Consider the following 14,810-nt stretch of genomic DNA (forward strand, 5'->3'; position numbering starts at 1 on the left):
CCGGCACCATCCGGAAACTCAGGTCCCTCTCGGCGCGGCGGGACGTGCCGCGGGAGGGGGAGGGGGCTCAGCTCAGAGCTGGGCGCCGGATAGGCGCTCGACGGCACGGAGCAGGGCCGAGTGGTCCAGGCCGCCGTCACCCTGGGCGCGCAGCGAGGCGACCAGCTGGGCGACGACCGCGCCGACCGGGAGGGCCGCACCGACGTTGCGGGCGGCGTCGGTGACGATGCCCATGTCCTTGTGGTGCAGGTCGATCCGGAAACCGGGCTTGAAGTCGCGGTTCAGGAAGTTGTCCTTCTTGCGGGTCAGGACCGTGGAGCCGGCCAGACCGCCGTTGAGGACGTCCAGGGCGGCCTGGAGGTTCACGCCGGACTTCTCGAGGAAGACGACGGCCTCGGCGCAGGCCTGGATGTTCACCGCGACGATGAGCTGGTTGGCGGCCTTGACGGTCTGGCCGGAGCCGTGCGGACCGCACAGGACGATGGTCTTGCCCAGCGCTTCCAGGATCGGGAGCGCCGAGTCGAAGTCGGCCTGCTCGCCGCCGACCATGATCGACAGTACCGCCTCGATGGCGCCGGCCTCGCCGCCGGACACCGGGGCGTCGATGACGCGGATGCCCTTCTCGGCGGCGTTCTTCGCCAGGTCGATGGAGGTCTGCGGGGTGATCGACGACATGTCGATGATGAGCGCGCCGGACTTGGCGTTCTCCAGGATGCCCTCGGGGCCGTAGTTGATGGCCTCGACCTGCGGGGAGGCGGGCACCATCGTGATGACCACGTCGGCGTCCTTGACGGCCTCGGCGATCGAGCCGGCCGCGGTGCCGCCGGCGTTGGCCAGGCGCTCCAGCTTGTCCTGCTCCAGGGTGAAGCCGGTGACCGAGTAGCCGGCCTTCAGGAGGTTCTCGGCCATGGGGGAGCCCATGATGCCGAGACCGATCCAGGCAATCGACGGGAGCGCAGTGGGGTTGCTCATGATGAGGTCCTTAAAGCTATGTACGAAAAGTGACGAGGGTGCCTGGCGGAAAGCCCGGACTTCGTCCGACTACTGGGCGGCGCGGGCTTCCGCGGGCAGCCAGGAGAAGGACGCGGCCGCGTCGGCGGCCTTGTACTCCAGACCGACAAAGCCCTGGTAGCCGGCCTTGGAGAGCTGGTCGAGGAGGTCCTCCAGCGGCAGCTCGCCGGTGCCCGGGGCACCCCGGCCCGGCTTGTCCGCGATCTGGACGTGGCCGGTCTTGGCGGCGTACTTTTCGATGACCTCGGAGAGGTCCTCATCGTTCATCGCCAGGTGGTACAGGTCGAGCAGGAACTTGGCGTTCCCGAGACCGGTCGCCTCGTTCACCTTGTCCACGATCTCGATCGCGGCAGGCGCGCTCACCAGCGGGTAGAGCGGAGACTCGGGCTTGTTCAGCGTCTCGATCAGCAGGATCGCACCGACCCGGTCGGCGGCGCGGGCCGCGATGACCAGGTTCTCCAGGGCGAGCTCGTCCTGGACGGCGGGGTCCACGCCCTCGACCCGGTTGCCGTAGAGGGCGTTCAGCGCCTTGCAGCCGACCGAGGCGGCGAAGTCCGCCGCGAGGTCGATGTTGGCGCGGAAGCGGTCGGACTCCTCGCCGGGCACCGAGACCGCGCCGCGGTCCGGGCCGGGGAGCTGGCCGGCGTAGAAGTTCAGGCCCACCAGCTGGGTGCCGGCGTCCTCAAGAGCCTTCTTGAGGGCGTCCAGCTCCGCCTGGGCGGGAGTGGGGGTCTCGATCCAGGGCCACCACAGCTCGACCGCGGTGAAGCCCGCCGCGGCCGCGGCCGCGGGGCGCTCCAGGAGCGGGAGTTCCGTGAAGAGGATCGAAAGGTTCACATCGAAGCGCTGGTCCGTGTATCCCATGAGGGGTATGCGCTCCTTCCGTATTGCGGAAGTTAGTTTCTGCTTGATGGAAGACTGCATGGGTCCTGTCCCGGATGTCAAGTACGGACTGCCGGAAAAAGGTGACCGCGGGGTAGCTTGACCGCGTGCGATTGAGAGTGGAGTTCACGACCGAGCCCTTCGACCTCGAAGAGGCACCTGCCCATGCCGTGGCCGCTCGCGAGGTCATCCAGAAGGCCCAGCTGGACGCGGTGGACGTCGGCCCCTTCGGCAACACCGCCGAGGGGGAGGCCGAGGAGCTGCTGGGCGCCGTGGCCGCGCTGCTGCGCGATGCCCTGGGGGCCGGTGCCACCCGGGTCTCCCTCCAGGTCAACGTGATCACGGAGGACGGCCGATGACCGAGCCCGGAGACCACCCGTTCGTCGCCGCGGTCAAGCCGCTGGTGGACGCCATGGGCGGGGAGCTGATGGATCCGGCCCTGGCGCAGCCCGACGACGTGGTGCTGGCCTGGGAGGGGCGGGACCTGCTGGCCGTGCGGCTCCCGCAGCTGTCCGACTCGCTGGACCACATCCTGGCCGCCCTGGAGCGCCGCCACGGGATGCCCCTCGCGGCGCTGGACCGGAAGTCCAAGCAGGACGTGGTGCGCATACTGGAGGCGCGCGGCGCCTTCTCCGTGCGCCACGGCGTCGAGACCGTGGCCGGCGCCCTGGGCGTCAGCCGGTTCACCGTCTACAACTATCTGAACCGCGAGAACCCCGGGAAGAACAGCCGGGAGTGAAGCCCGAATCACCCAACGTCACCGGCCGTCGCCCGAATCAACCGGGCGGCGGCTTTTGTGTACGGGAAGTTTCAACAAAGTGTTGACGCCGTGTTGTCGAAGGCGTTAGCTATGCGCAGCCCGTCTAAGCAACAACAGGCCACGGAGGCCTACCGTGACTTCGAGTCCGACCCCGGGTCTCACCCGGTTCAACGCCTTGGATGACAGCGCGGCCGCGGCCGAGCTCCACGAGGTGTGCGCCAGCTCGGCATGGGGGAGCAAGCTGCTCGCCCAGAAGCCGTTCGCCGGCGCCGAGGCCCTCTTCTCCGCCAACGAGTCCGCCATGGCGGAGCTCACCGCGGAGGACCTGGCCGAGGCCATGGGCGGCCACGCGCCGATCGGCCGGCCGAAGCCGGGGGACCCGACCTCCGCCCGCGAGCAGCGCGGCATGGCCGGCGCCTCGGAGGAGCTCAAGAACGAGCTCCTGGAACTGAACCTGGCGTACCAGGAGAAGTTCGGTCACGTCTTCCTCATCTGCGCCACCGGTGCGACCGGTGAGTTCATGCGGGACGCGGTCAAGGTCCGGATCGACAACTCGCCGGAGCAGGAGCGGGAAATCGCCCGCGGCGAGCTCGTCAAGATCAACAAGATCCGCCTGACCCGACTCGTAGAAGGAGAGTGACCATGAGCACCGCCACCACCGCGTCGGTGTCCACGCACATCCTGGACACCAGCATCGGCAAGCCCGCCGAGGGCGTCGCCATCTCCCTCTCGGCCCGTTCGGGCCTGGACGGCGAGTGGGCGGCCCTGGGCGGCTCCGCCACCGATGCGGACGGACGCTGCAAGGACCTGCCGGCCCTGCCGGAGGGCACCACCCACGTGCGCCTCGACTTCGAGACCGAGACGTACTTTTCCAAGAAGCAAGCCGAGGCGCAGCAGGACGCCCCCCGCGTAAGGGACAGCGGTCCGTTCTTTCCCGAGGTGACCATTACCTTCGCGGTCAACCCGGGCGAGCACTACCACGTACCGCTGCTGCTCAACCCGTTCGGCTACTCCGTTTACCGAGGGAGCTAGCAGACATGACCACGATTCTCGGCCAGAACCAGTACGGCAAAGCGGAGAACCGCGTCGTCAAGATCACGCGGGACGGCGACACCCACCACATCAAGGACCTGAACGTCTCGGTCGCCCTCTCCGGCGACATGGACGACGTCCACTACTCCGGCTCGAACGCCAACGTCCTGCCGACGGACACCACCAAGAACACGGTGTACGCGTTCGCCAAGGAGTACGGCATCGAGTCCGCCGAGCAGTTCGGCATCCACCTGGCGCGCTGGTTCGTCAACAGCCAGGAGCCGATCCACCGCGCGCGGATCCGCATCGAGGAGTACTCCTGGGAGCGGATCGCGACCTCGGACGCGAACTCCAAGTTCATCGGGTCCGACGAGGTCAAGCACTCCTTCGTCCGCAAGGGCCAGGAGACCCGCGTCACCCAGATCACGTACGACGGCACGAACTGGGAGGTCATCTCCGGCCTCAAGGACCTCGTCGTCATGAACTCCACCAACTCGGAGTTCTGGGGCTACGTGAAGGACAAGTACACGACCCTGAACGAGGCGTACGACCGTATCCTCGCCACCCAGGTGTCGGCCCGCTGGCGGTTCAACTGGACCGACGACGAGCAGCGCATGCCCAACTGGGAGAAGTCCTACGAGGCGACCCGCAAGCAGATGCTGGAAGCCTTCGCGGAGACCTACTCGCTGTCGCTCCAGCAGACCCTGTACCAGATGGGTTCGCGGATCATCAACCACCGTTCGGAGATCGACGAGGTCCGCTTCTCGCTCCCGAACAAGCACCACTTCCTGGTCGACCTTGAGCCCTTCGGCCTCAAGAACGACAACGAGGTGTACTTCGCCGCGGACCGCCCGTACGGTCTGATCGAGGCCACGGTCCTGCGGGACGGCGCCGACGCGCGCATCCCCGTGGACATGACCAACCTCTGATCCCGGTGCGAGACGCGTCCCGGGGCTCCGCAGTGGCCCCGGGGCGCGGCCCAACACACCCCGCACTTCGTGATTCGGCACCCGGAGCAACATAAGGGGCGGCAGTACTGTCAGCTGCCAGGCCCCCGGTTTCGGTACTCAAATTCCCTGGGCCTTGCCGTGCCCGTACCGCCACTGAAAGCACGAGGACAGCCCCATGTCAGCATCGGCAGCATCGGCAGCCCCTGACAGCGCGGTCGAGCGCATCGTCATCGAGAACTGCGCCATCGCGACCGTCGACGCCAACGACACCGAGTACGCCTCGGGCCATGTCGTCATCGCCGGCAACAGGATCGAGTCCATCGGTGCGGGCAGGGCCCCCGAGAACCTCGACAACGTGGTCCGCCGGATCGACGCCACCGGGCACCTCGTGACCCCCGGTCTGGTCAACACCCACCACCACTTCTACCAGTGGATCACCCGTGGTCTGGCCACCGACCACAACCTCTTCAACTGGCTCGTCTCGCTGTACCCGACCTGGGCGCGCATCGACGAGCAGATGACGTACACGGCCGCGCAGGGCTCCCTCGCCGCGATGGCCAAGGGCGGTGTCACCACCGCCATGGACCACCACTACGTCTTCCCCAAGAACTCCGGCGACCTCTCCGGCTCGATCATCCGCGCCGCCTCCGAGATGGGCGTCCGCTTCACCCTCGCCCGCGGTTCGATGGACCGCAGCAAGAAGGACGGCGGCCTGCCGCCGGACCACGCGGTCGAGACCCTCGAAGGCGCCCTGGCCGACACCGAGGCCACCGTCAAGAAGTTCCACGACGCGTCCTTCGACTCGATGACCCAGGTCGCCGTCGCCCCCTGCTCCCCCTTCTCGGTCTCCACCGAACTGCTGAAGCAGGGCGCCGAGCTGGCCCGCCGCCTCGGTGTCCGCCTGCACACGCACGGCTCCGAGACCGTCGAGGAAGAGCAGTTCTGCAAGGAACTGTTCGGCATGGGCCCGACCGACTACTTCGAGTCCACCGGCTGGCTCGGCGAGGACGTGTGGATGGCGCACAGCGTCCACATGAACGACTCCGACATCGCCGCGTTCGCCCGCACCAAGACCGGTGTCGCGCACTGCCCGTCCTCCAACGCCCGTCTGGCCGCCGGCATCGCCCGCGTCCCGGACATGCTGGCGGCCGGCGTACCGGTCGGCCTCGGCGTGGACGGCACCGCCTCCAACGAGTCCGGCGAGCTGCACACCGAGCTGCGCAACGCGCTGCTGATCAACCGTCTGAACCCGGTGCACCGCGAGCGCGCGCTCAACGCCCGCCAGGCCCTGCGCCTGGGCACCTACGGCGGCGCCCAGGTCCTCGGCCGCGCCGACAACATCGGTTCGCTGGAGGCCGGCAAGCTCGCCGACCTGGTGCTGTGGAACCTCAACACCTTCCTGCACTCCTCGATCGCCGACCCGGTCACCGCCCTGGTCTTCGGCGCGGCCGCCCCGGTGACCGCCTCGTTCGTCAACGGCAGGCAGATCGTCGAGAACAACCGTCTGCTCACCGCCGACGAGGACGCCATCGCGGTGTCCACCCGGGAAGAAGCGCAGCGCCTCGCGCGGATCTCCGCGCAGGCCTGATTCAAGGAATCCGGCCGGGGGGGACGGCCCCCGGCCGGTGGCCGCGGACCCGAGCGGGGTCCGCGGCAGCCGCTCCCGGGTGGTGCCGGTGAATCCTTGAGGACTCACGCCGGCACCCCCGGGAGACGGTGACTCGTGCCACCACCGGCCTCGCCGCCGGTGTCCGCAAACAGTGACGCGCCACCGCCACGGCACCGCCATGCCCGTTCACCACAACTCCATACCGGTTCGACTCGCAGAGCTTTCGCATCACCTCCAAGACACCCACGTCCCTGCCGACGTGTTACCCGACCGGAGGAAGCCGTGGCCGCAACGCCCAGGTTTCGCAAAGACGCAGTCGCTGTACCGCAGGGATCCGGGGAACCCGGGACTTCCGATGGGAAGCACCCGGTCGACGAGACCCTGCCCCCACTGAAGATGTTCACCAGCGGCCTCCAACACGTGGCCGCCATGTACGCGGGCGTGGTGGCCCCACCCATGATCGTCGGCCCCGCCGTCGGTCTCTCCGCCACCGAGACCGCCTTCCTGATGGGCGCCTCGCTCTTCACCGCAGGGCTCGCCACCCTCCTCCAGACCATCGGGTTCTGGAAGATCGGCGCCAAACTCCCCTTCGTCAACGGCGTCTCCTTCGCCGGAGTGACCCCGATGATCGCCATCGGCAAGGGGGAGGGGGACGACGCCATCCCCGTCATCTTCGGCGCGATCATCGTCGCCGGACTCCTCGGCTTCTTCGCCGCCCCGTACTTCGGGAAACTCGTCCGGTTCTTCCCGCCGGTGGTCACCGGCACGGTCATCACCCTGATCGGCCTCTCGCTGCTCCCGGTGGCCTTCAACTGGTCCCAGGGCGGCAACTCCACCGCCGCCGACTACGGTTCGATGCGCAACATCGGCATGGCCGCGCTCACCCTGGCCATCGTGCTGCTGATGCGGAAGTTCCTGCGCGGGTTCCTCCAGCAGATCTCCATCCTGCTGGGCCTGGTCGTGGGCACCCTGATCGCGATACCCCTCGACATGACCAGCTTCGACGCCCTCAAGGGCGCCGACCTGGTCGGCTTCCCCACCCCCTTCCACTTCGGGGCCCCGCAGTTCCAGGTCGCCGCGATCATCTCCATGTGCATCGTGATGCTCGTCTGCATGACCGAGTCCACCGCGGACATCCTGGCCCTCGGCAAGATCGTCGGCCGGCCGGCCGACGAGCGGACCATCGAGGGCGGACTGCGCGCCGACGCCCTGGGCAGTGCCGTCAGCCCGCTGTTCAACGGGTTCATGTGCAGCGCCTTCGCCCAGAACATCGGCCTGGTCGCGATGACCAAGGTGCGCAGCCGTTTCGTGGTCGCCGCGGGCGGCGGCATCCTGATCCTGCTCGGACTCTGTCCGGTCGCCGCGTCGGTGATCGCCCTGGTGCCGCTGCCGGTGCTCGGCGGCGCGGGCATCGTCCTCTTCGGCTCGGTGGCCGCCAGCGGCATCCAGACCCTGGCCTCGGCCGCTCTGGAGAAGGGCGAGAACGCCCTGATCGTCGCCGCCTCGGTGGGCATCGGCCTGATACCGATCGCGGCCCCGGAGTTCTACCACGCCTTCCCCGAGGACCTGCTGGTCGTCCTGGACTCCGGGATCAGCACCGGCTGCGTGGTGGCCATCCTGCTCAACCTGGCGTTCAACCACCTCGGCGCCCGGCGCGGTGCCGCGGCCGGGACGCCGGACCAGGAACCGGTACCGGTGGCCGTGCACTGACACGGCCGCGCCCCGGAACCGTACGGCGGTGCGCACGTCACCCACTGCGGGTGTGACGTGCGCACCGCCGTTTCCGCGTGCGCGCGGTCAGGGGGTGGCGGTCAGATACATCCCGGTGTGGTCCTGGCCCGGGGTGTTGCGGCAGCCGAAGGCGGGGGCGGTGGCCGGCTGGGCGGCGACCAGGGCGAGGCAGCGGCCGGCGGCGAGCTGCCCGTAGTGGTTGGGGTGCATGGACTCCTGGACCAGGCCCTGGGTCTCGTTGTTGTCGATCCAGCGGGCCCATTCGCTGGTCCGGCCCGAGGCCGGTACCGAGGCGGACACCGGCTTGGCGGCCTTCGCGCAGACCTCCCGGCCCTGAAGCATGTCCCGCAGGTCCATGAACTGGGCGCCCTTGGCCGCCGCCACCGCCTTCAGCCGGTCGGCGATCTGCGGGACGAGGGAGTCCCGGGCCCAGTCGGAGTCCCGGTTCCAGAAGGGGCAGCCACCGGTGCCGTAGCGGCTCCAGTCGCTCTGCGGGTGCCGGTTCTCCGCCCCGCGGGGGATCGGGGAGGGGTAGGACTGGAGCACGATCCGGTAGGCGGAGTCCGGGTAGCCGGCCGTTCGCATCACCGCGCGGACCTCGTCCAGGGACTTGCCCACCTTGGCCATCACCCCGCCGATCCGCCGGTCCACGCCCTCCTGCTGGTCGTCGTGGCAGTAGGAGCCCCAGAGCACGAAGTCGTAGGCGCAGTCCTCGATGATGTCCGCGAAGCCGAGGTCGTTGCCGCCGATGGACAGGACGATCATCCTGACCTGGTGGCTCGCGGCGACCGCGGCCAGCTGGTCGGCCTGCGGGGCCTCGCCCTTGAGCCCGACCCCGCCGGCCGATGCGCGGAAGACGTTGTCGGTGACCGCCCCCGAACAGGCCAGGTTGACGGCCACCTCGGCGATCGGGCCGGCGCTGCGCACCTCCGAACCGTCCGAACGGTGGCAGCCGTTGGCGGCGGTGGTGCCGTACACCCGGGACGGGTCGTAGCTCGAACCGCTCACCCAGGCGCGGTCGGTGCCGTTCCGGCTGCCGCTGTCGGTGAGGCTGTTGCCCTTCCAGCGGCCGCCCTCGCCGGAGATGTAGCTGTCGCCCAGCGCGACCACGGCGGTGGGGCCCTGCCCGGGGCCGGCCGCCGCGGTGCCCGTGCCGGTGCCGGCGGTGAACAGGGCGCCGAGGGCGAGGGGGAGGACCAGCGCGGCGGCGAGCCCGCGGGCCCGTCCGGTGCGGTGGGGGGTGCCGTTCCTGGTGCCTTCGCTGGCCTTGCGGAATCCGGTCACAACGGAACTCCTGCGGTAGGCCACGCCCGTGTCGGGAACAACTGCGGTGCGTGGCTGGGGAAGTGGGGGTACCTCCGGCCGGTGGCAGGCAGGAATGTGACACGCCCGCGGTTGTTACCGCCAGGTAGCTGCACATTACGATGGGGTAACGACCGATCGGTCGTTCGGTCCGCGGGCACGCCGAAGCCCCCGGCGTCCCGTGGACACCGGGGGCTTCGGGAGGCCGGTACGGCTAGCGGGCGACCAGCTGGTCGTACGCGGGCAGGGTCAGGAAGTCGGCGTAGTCGGCGTCCAGGGAGACCTGGAGCAGCAGGTCGTGGGCCTGCTGCCACTTGCCGGCCGCGAACGCCTCCTCGCCGATCTCGGCGCGGATCGCGGCCAGTTCCTCGGCGGCGATCTTGCGGGTCAGCTCCGCGGTGGCGAGCTCGCCGTTCTCGAAGACCACCCCGGCGTTGATCCACTGCCAGATCTGGGAGCGGGAGATCTCGGCGGTGGCCGCGTCCTCCATCAGGCCGAAGATGCCGACCGCGCCCAGGCCGCGCAGCCAGGCCTCGATGTAACGGGTGCCGACCTGGACGGCGTTGCGCAGGCCCTCGTAGGTCGGGCGGGCGTCCAGGGAGTCGATGGCGATCAGGTCGCCGGGGGCCACCGAGACGTCCTCGCGCAGCCGGTCCTTCTGGTTCGGCTTGTCGCCGAGCACCGCGTCGAAGGAGGCCATGGCGATCGGGACCAGGTCGGGGTGGGCGACCCAGGAGCCGTCGAAGCCGTCGTTCGCCTCGCGGTCCTTGTCGGCCTTGACCTTCTCGAACGCGACCCGGTTGGCCTCGGCGTCCTTGCGGGACGGGATGAAGGCCGCCATGCCGCCGATGGCGTGCGCGCCGCGCTTGTGGCAGGTGCGGACCAGCAGTTCGGTGTACGCCCGCATGAACGGGGCGGTCATGGTCACCGCGTTGCGGTCCGGGAGGACGAACTTCTCGCCGCCGTCACGGAAGTTCTTCACGATGGAGAAGAGGTAGTCCCAGCGGCCCGCGTTCAGGCCGGCCGCGTGGTCCTTGAGTTCGAAGAGGATCTCTTCCATCTCGTAGGCCGCGGTGATGGTCTCGATCAGGACGGTCGCGCGGACCGTGCCCTGCGGGATCCCCACGTAGTCCTGGGCGAAGACGAAGATCTCGTTCCAGAGGCGCGCCTCCAGGTGGGACTCCGTCTTCGGCAGGTAGAAGAAGGGGCCCTTGCCGAGGTCGATCAGCCGCTGGGCGTTGTGGAAGAAGTACAGGCCGAAGTCCACCAGGGCGCCCGGCACCGAGCGGCCGTCGAGCTGGAGGTGGCGCTCCTCCAGGTGCCAGCCGCGCGGGCGCATGACCACGGTCGCCAGCTGCTCGGCCGGCTTGAGGGCGTAGGTCTTGCCGGTGCGCGGGTCGGTGAAGTCGATCTTCCGCTGGTAGGCGTCGATCAGGTTGAGCTGGCCGAGGACCACGTTCTCCCAGGTGGGGGCCGAGGCGTCCTCGAAGTCGGCGAGCCAGACCTTGGCGCCCGAGTTGAGGGCGTTCACGGTCATCTTGCGGTCCGTCGGGCCGGTGATCTCCACCCGGCGGTCCAGCAGCGCGGCCGGGGCCGGGGCGACCTGCCAGTCTCCCTCGCGGACCTGTGCGGTGTCCGGGAGGAAGTCGAGGCTGGAGGTGCGCGCGATCTCCGCGCGCCGCTCCGCGCGGCGGGCGAGCAGCTCGTCGCGGCGGGGGGTGAACCGGCGGTGCAGCTCGGCCACAAAGGCCAGTGCCGCTTCGGTGAGGACCTCGTCCTGCCGGTGCAGGGGCTCGGCGTCGACGATGGCCGGCGATGACGGCGCTGGTGCGGACATATCTGTCACTTCCTTCAGCGGCGGTGCCTGGCGGCCGCGGGAGTGCTCGCGCGAGGACGGCACGCAGTGCCGTCGAGTGTGGAGAGTACCCAAATACGGTCGCGGGCGCCGTCTGGTGTTCAGGGCGCTTCTGACCAGTGGATAGTAATTTCCTCATGGTGGAAGTTCAATGGTTTGTTGATGTCGAGATTCTCTGAGTCGACATATACCCGCCCGCCATGGCGCTCAGTGCCACCCCGGTCACGCCACGCACAACGCCACGTGCGACGGCGTCTGCCACCCTGCGCGAGCGGGCCCGCGACCGCCGCTCCGCTCAGCGCTCCAGGTGCGCCAGATCGGCCGGTACGTCGATGTCGTACGGCTCGGCCACATCGGCGCACTCCACCAGGGTGAGCTCCGCCCGGTGCGCCCCCAGATGGACCCGGGCGCCCCGGTCGCCGGTCGCGGTGGCCATGATGTCCGGCCACCGGTCCGCGCCGAACAGCACCGGGTGCCCGCGCTCCCCGTCGTACGCCGCGGCCGCCAGGCTCGCCGGGGACCGGTACGCGGCCAGCACCCGGGACACCGCGGCCGGGCCGATCCCCGGCTGGTCCACCAGGGACACCAGGGCCGCGGCGGCGCCGGTCCCGGCCAGCGAGGCCAGTCCGACGCGCAGCGAGGAGCCCATGCCCTCGGTCCAGTCCGGGTTGTCCAGCACCACGCAGCCGTCGAGCCCGGCCCGCTCGCGGACCTCGGCGGCCGAGGCCCCCAGCACCACGTGCAGCGGGCCGCAGCCGGCCTCCCGCAGCACCCGTACGGCGTTCTCCACCAGCGGGCGGCCGCGGTAGGGCAGCAGGGCCTTGGGGCGGCCGCCGAGCCGCCGGCCGCCACCGGCGGCCAGCAGCAGTCCGGCGATCAGCGGACCGTCGGGGTGGGTCTCACGGAGGGTCGGCATGACACCGATTGTCGCCGGAGCCGACGGAGCATCCCCGTCCACCCCCCGCGCAGCGCGGCCGGCAGGGCGCCCGGCCGCAGCGGGTCGGAGATCCGGTGCTCGGCGGCGAGCAGCCGGGAACGTTCGTCGCGATCGGTGATCATCTGGGCAACTCCTTGCCAATCGGGGGCCAATACCTGGAGTCTGGACCTGGATTGGCCTGGCTGGCAGAGCCAATCAGGGGAGGTTGGCATGGCAGGCGTTGGAGTGGTCCATACGGCGGACAGGACCATCGGGAGCCGGCAGCTCGCCGCACTGCTCCCCGCGGAGGTGCTGGCACGGCCCGGCTACCGCGCCCTCGCGGACGCCGTCCGCACCCTGATCCTCGACGGCCGGGTCTCGCTGCACGTCCGGCTGCCCGCCGAACGCGAGCTCGCCGAGGCGGTCGGCGCCAGCCGGGCCACCGTCACCGCCGCCTACGACCTGCTGCGGGAGAGCGGCTACGTCCGCAGCCGGCGCGGCTCGGGCACCTGGACCGAGCTGCCGGAGGGCCACCGCCCGGTCGGCGCGCACACCCTGCTCGGCCCCGGCGGGGACTCGGAGGCCGGGGTGGACCTGGCCACCGCCGCCATGGGAGCCCCGGACGGCAGCATCGCCGAGGCCCTGGCCTGGGCCGCCGAGCGGCTCCCGGGCGCCGCCCGGAGCCCCGGCTACCACCCGTTCGGGCTGCCCGACCTGCGGACCGCCGTCGCGGACCGGTTCACCCGCCGCGGCCTGCCCACCCGGCCGGAACAGATCCTGGTCACCGCCGGGGCCCAGCAGGCGCTGGCCCTGACCCTGGGCCTGCTCGGCCGGCCCGGGGACCGGGTGGTCACCGAGAACCCCACCTACGCCAACGCGCTGGACGCCATGCGGCACGCACGGCTCCGCCCGGTGCCGATCGCCGTCACCGACGGCGGCTGGGACATGGAGATCGCCGAGTCCACGCTCCGCCAGACCGTGCCCCGGCTGGTGTACACGATCCCCGACTTCCAGAACCCGACCGGGGCGCTGATGCCCGAGGAGCAGCGGCTCCGGCTGCTCGCCGCGACCCGCCGCACGGGCAGCTGGCTGGTGGTCGACGAGACCATCGCCGACATCGCGCTGGACGTGCCCCCGCCGCCCCCGCTCGCCTCGCTGGCCGCCCGCGGCAGCGCCGACCACGTGGTCACCATCGGCTCGTTGAGCAAGACGCACTGGGGCGGGCTGCGGGTCGGCTGGATCCGGGCCACCGCCCGGCTGGTCACCGAGCTGACCGCCGCCCGGGTCGCCGCCGACATGAGCGGCTCGGTGCTGGACCAGCTGGTGGCGCTGCCGCTGCTGGCCGGCCTGGACGCCGGCCTGCCCGCCCGGCTCGACCTGATCCGGTCCCGCCGGCAGGCCCTGGTCGAGGCCCTGGAGCGGCACACCCCCGAATGGTCCTGGCGGCTGCCGCCGGGCGGCCTCTCGCTCTGGGTGGACCTGGGCGAACCGGTCAGCTCGGCGCTGTCCGAGCGGGCCGTGGCGGCGGGCATCCACATCGGCCGCGGGGCACGCTTCGGGGTGGATCCCGGGACCTTCGAGAACCGGCTGCGGATCCCCTACACGCTGCCCGCCGAGGAGCTGGAGGCCGGGATCCGGCGGCTGGCAGCCGCCTTCCACGACGGGGTCCCGCTGCCCCCGGCGGTGGACCGCCCGTACTGGGTCGCCTGAGAGACCCCGGGCCGGGACCCCTGGGCCGGGACCCCCGGGCAGGTCCGTACGCCGATGTGCCCAAGTCCGGGCGGCGGCCGCGCAGGGCGTCCTAGCATGACTGCCACACGGCGCGAGGGGGGGTCCATGGCGACGGAGCTGGGGGAGTCGGCGGAGTCGGTCGAGGAGCAGTACCGGACCGGGCTGGCGGCCTTCGCCCGCGAGCTCAAGGACCTCCAGCTGGCGCGGGGCATCGGCTACCGGGAGTTCGGTCCGCGCTCGCCCGCCCTCGCGCTCTCCGCGGCGGAGGTCGGCGAGACCCTGCGCGGAGCGCGGCTGCCCGGCGAGGAGTTCCTCAGCTCTCTCCTCAGGGTCCTCTACGAGGCGCCCGACGGCGGTCCGGTGGGCCGCGACGACCCCCGGCTGCGCCGCTGGGAGGACCGCCGGGAACACCTCCTGCGGCTCCGCGACCGGGCCCGGGAGGCCGGCGCGCGGGTGTCCGGCCCCCGGCCCGCCGCGGAGGGGGCCGCCGCCGGCACCGGATACGTCCCGCCGCCGGGCAACGCCTCCCTGTTCGAACTGGAGTCGGCCAAGTCCGACCTGCGGGACATCCTCGACGACCTCACGGTGGACGAGGAGCGGGTGCGGGCCGAGTTCCGCCGGCTCCTCGACGCGCGGGACCGGGTGGCGGCCGACCTGGACCGGCTCCTCGGGCACCTGGAGGAGGCGCGCGAGGACCGGGAGAGGCTGGCCCGCGAGGTGGACTCGCTGGAGCGGCGGCGCGCCCTGCTCGGCAGACAGCTGGACGAGCTCCGTGCCCGGTTCGCGGAGATCGACGCGGACCGGGTCGCCCTGCTCAGGGAGGAGAGCGACCTCAACGACCGGCGGGCCGCGCACAACTTCGACTGGGCCCGCTACGAGGAGTCCCTGCGGCACCGCGCGACCGCCGAGGCGGTCCGGCTGCGCGCGGAACTGGCCCGGATCCGCCCGGCCGCCGACCGCCCGGCCGCCGACCATCCGGCCGCCGACCGCCCGGCCGCCGACCCCCAGGATCCGGAAGGGGCGGCCTGAGC

Annotated in this window: 14 protein-coding genes; 9 read left to right on the forward strand and 5 right to left on the reverse strand. The window is 70.9% G+C overall.

From position 1 onward, the window contains the following. Positions 1-72: 72 nt before the first annotated feature. Together ACZ50K_RS09930 and ACZ50K_RS09935 are read right to left on the reverse strand one after the other, a co-directional pair. The gene (locus ACZ50K_RS09930) at positions 73-972 is read right to left on the reverse strand and encodes a 2-hydroxy-3-oxopropionate reductase (RefSeq protein ID WP_468899973.1); all 900 of its coding nucleotides are present in this window, start codon (positions 970-972) and stop codon (positions 73-75) included. A gap of 69 nt (positions 973-1,041) precedes the next feature. Next, a complete protein-coding gene (locus ACZ50K_RS09935) occupies positions 1,042-1,875 on the reverse strand; it encodes a TIM barrel protein (protein WP_468899976.1) in 834 nt (277 codons plus the stop codon). A 125-nt stretch (positions 1,876-2,000) separates the two neighbouring features. On the opposite strand from ACZ50K_RS09935, the gene ACZ50K_RS09940 reads away from it, so the two are divergent. From ACZ50K_RS09940 to ACZ50K_RS09970, 7 genes are all read left to right on the forward strand, one after another. Then, positions 2,001-2,252 (forward strand): hypothetical protein, encoded by a 252-nt coding sequence (locus tag ACZ50K_RS09940; RefSeq protein ID WP_468899978.1) that lies wholly within the window; start codon positions 2,001-2,003, stop codon positions 2,250-2,252. Further along, positions 2,249-2,632: a helix-turn-helix domain-containing protein gene (locus ACZ50K_RS09945; protein WP_468899981.1), complete on the forward strand. Its 384-nt coding sequence runs from the start codon at positions 2,249-2,251 to the stop codon at positions 2,630-2,632. The genes ACZ50K_RS09940 and ACZ50K_RS09945 overlap by 4 nt, the downstream gene beginning before the upstream one ends. A 154-nt stretch (positions 2,633-2,786) precedes the next feature. Next, complete coding sequence (uraD, locus tag ACZ50K_RS09950) at positions 2,787-3,293, forward strand: 2-oxo-4-hydroxy-4-carboxy-5-ureidoimidazoline decarboxylase (protein WP_468899983.1); 507 nt, start codon at positions 2,787-2,789, stop codon at positions 3,291-3,293. Positions 3,294-3,295: 2 nt separating this feature from the next. Further along, positions 3,296-3,685, forward strand: a complete 390-nt coding sequence (gene uraH / locus ACZ50K_RS09955; RefSeq protein ID WP_468899986.1) for a hydroxyisourate hydrolase — start codon at positions 3,296-3,298, stop codon at positions 3,683-3,685. 5 nt (positions 3,686-3,690) lie between these two features. Continuing rightward, the gene (pucL, locus tag ACZ50K_RS09960; protein ID WP_468899989.1) at positions 3,691-4,614 is read left to right on the forward strand and encodes a factor-independent urate hydroxylase; all 924 of its coding nucleotides are present in this window, start codon (positions 3,691-3,693) and stop codon (positions 4,612-4,614) included. Positions 4,615-4,810: 196 nt separating this feature from the next. Beyond that, entirely contained in the window at positions 4,811-6,223 is a 1,413-nt protein-coding gene (locus ACZ50K_RS09965) for an 8-oxoguanine deaminase (RefSeq protein ID WP_468899992.1), read from the forward strand. A gap of 303 nt (positions 6,224-6,526) precedes the next feature. Further along, positions 6,527-7,954 carry a nucleobase:cation symporter-2 family protein gene (locus ACZ50K_RS09970; RefSeq protein WP_468899995.1) on the forward strand — a complete coding sequence of 476 codons (1,428 nt, stop codon included), beginning with the start codon at positions 6,527-6,529 and terminating at the stop codon, positions 7,952-7,954. Between the two features lie 87 nt (positions 7,955-8,041). On the opposite strand, the gene ACZ50K_RS09975 is transcribed toward ACZ50K_RS09970, so the two are convergent. The 3 genes from ACZ50K_RS09975 to ACZ50K_RS09985 form a co-directional block, all read right to left on the reverse strand. After that, positions 8,042-9,259 (reverse strand): GDSL-type esterase/lipase family protein, encoded by a 1,218-nt coding sequence (locus tag ACZ50K_RS09975; RefSeq protein ID WP_468899998.1) that lies wholly within the window; start codon positions 9,257-9,259, stop codon positions 8,042-8,044. Positions 9,260-9,491: 232 nt separating this feature from the next. Then, entirely contained in the window at positions 9,492-11,114 is a 1,623-nt protein-coding gene (gene aceB, locus ACZ50K_RS09980; protein WP_468900001.1) for a malate synthase A, read from the reverse strand. 313 nt (positions 11,115-11,427) lie between these two features. Next, positions 11,428-12,048, reverse strand: coding sequence for a nucleotidyltransferase family protein (locus ACZ50K_RS09985; protein ID WP_468900004.1), 621 nt, complete (start codon positions 12,046-12,048; stop codon positions 11,428-11,430). Positions 12,049-12,279: 231 nt separating this feature from the next. On the opposite strand from ACZ50K_RS09985, the gene yczR reads away from it, so the two are divergent. Together yczR and ACZ50K_RS09995 are read left to right on the forward strand one after the other, a co-directional pair. Next, positions 12,280-13,758, forward strand: coding sequence for a MocR-like transcription factor YczR (gene yczR, locus ACZ50K_RS09990; RefSeq protein WP_468900007.1), 1,479 nt, complete (start codon positions 12,280-12,282; stop codon positions 13,756-13,758). A gap of 126 nt (positions 13,759-13,884) precedes the next feature. Continuing rightward, the gene (locus ACZ50K_RS09995) at positions 13,885-14,808 is read left to right on the forward strand and encodes a hypothetical protein (RefSeq protein ID WP_468900010.1); all 924 of its coding nucleotides are present in this window, start codon (positions 13,885-13,887) and stop codon (positions 14,806-14,808) included. Positions 14,809-14,810: the final 2 nt, after the last annotated feature.

This window comes from Streptomyces sp. NPDC033845 (assembly GCF_055576225.1).

Coding starts and splice junctions, on each gene's coding strand:
- pucL (WP_468899989.1), top strand. CDS start 3,691: ATGACCACGATTCTCGGCCAGAACCAGTACGGCAAAGCGGAGAACCGC.
- ACZ50K_RS09995 (WP_468900010.1), top strand. CDS start 13,885: ATGGCGACGGAGCTGGGGGAGTCGGCGGAGTCGGTCGAGGAGCAGTAC.
- yczR (WP_468900007.1), top strand. CDS start 12,280: ATGGCAGGCGTTGGAGTGGTCCATACGGCGGACAGGACCATCGGGAGC.
- ACZ50K_RS09985 (WP_468900004.1), bottom strand. CDS start 12,048: ATGCCGACCCTCCGTGAGACCCACCCCGACGGTCCGCTGATCGCCGGA.
- uraH (WP_468899986.1), top strand. CDS start 3,296: ATGAGCACCGCCACCACCGCGTCGGTGTCCACGCACATCCTGGACACC.
- ACZ50K_RS09930 (WP_468899973.1), bottom strand. CDS start 972: ATGAGCAACCCCACTGCGCTCCCGTCGATTGCCTGGATCGGTCTCGGC.
- ACZ50K_RS09935 (WP_468899976.1), bottom strand. CDS start 1,875: ATGGGATACACGGACCAGCGCTTCGATGTGAACCTTTCGATCCTCTTC.
- ACZ50K_RS09945 (WP_468899981.1), top strand. CDS start 2,249: ATGACCGAGCCCGGAGACCACCCGTTCGTCGCCGCGGTCAAGCCGCTG.
- ACZ50K_RS09965 (WP_468899992.1), top strand. CDS start 4,811: ATGTCAGCATCGGCAGCATCGGCAGCCCCTGACAGCGCGGTCGAGCGC.
- aceB (WP_468900001.1), bottom strand. CDS start 11,114: ATGTCCGCACCAGCGCCGTCATCGCCGGCCATCGTCGACGCCGAGCCC.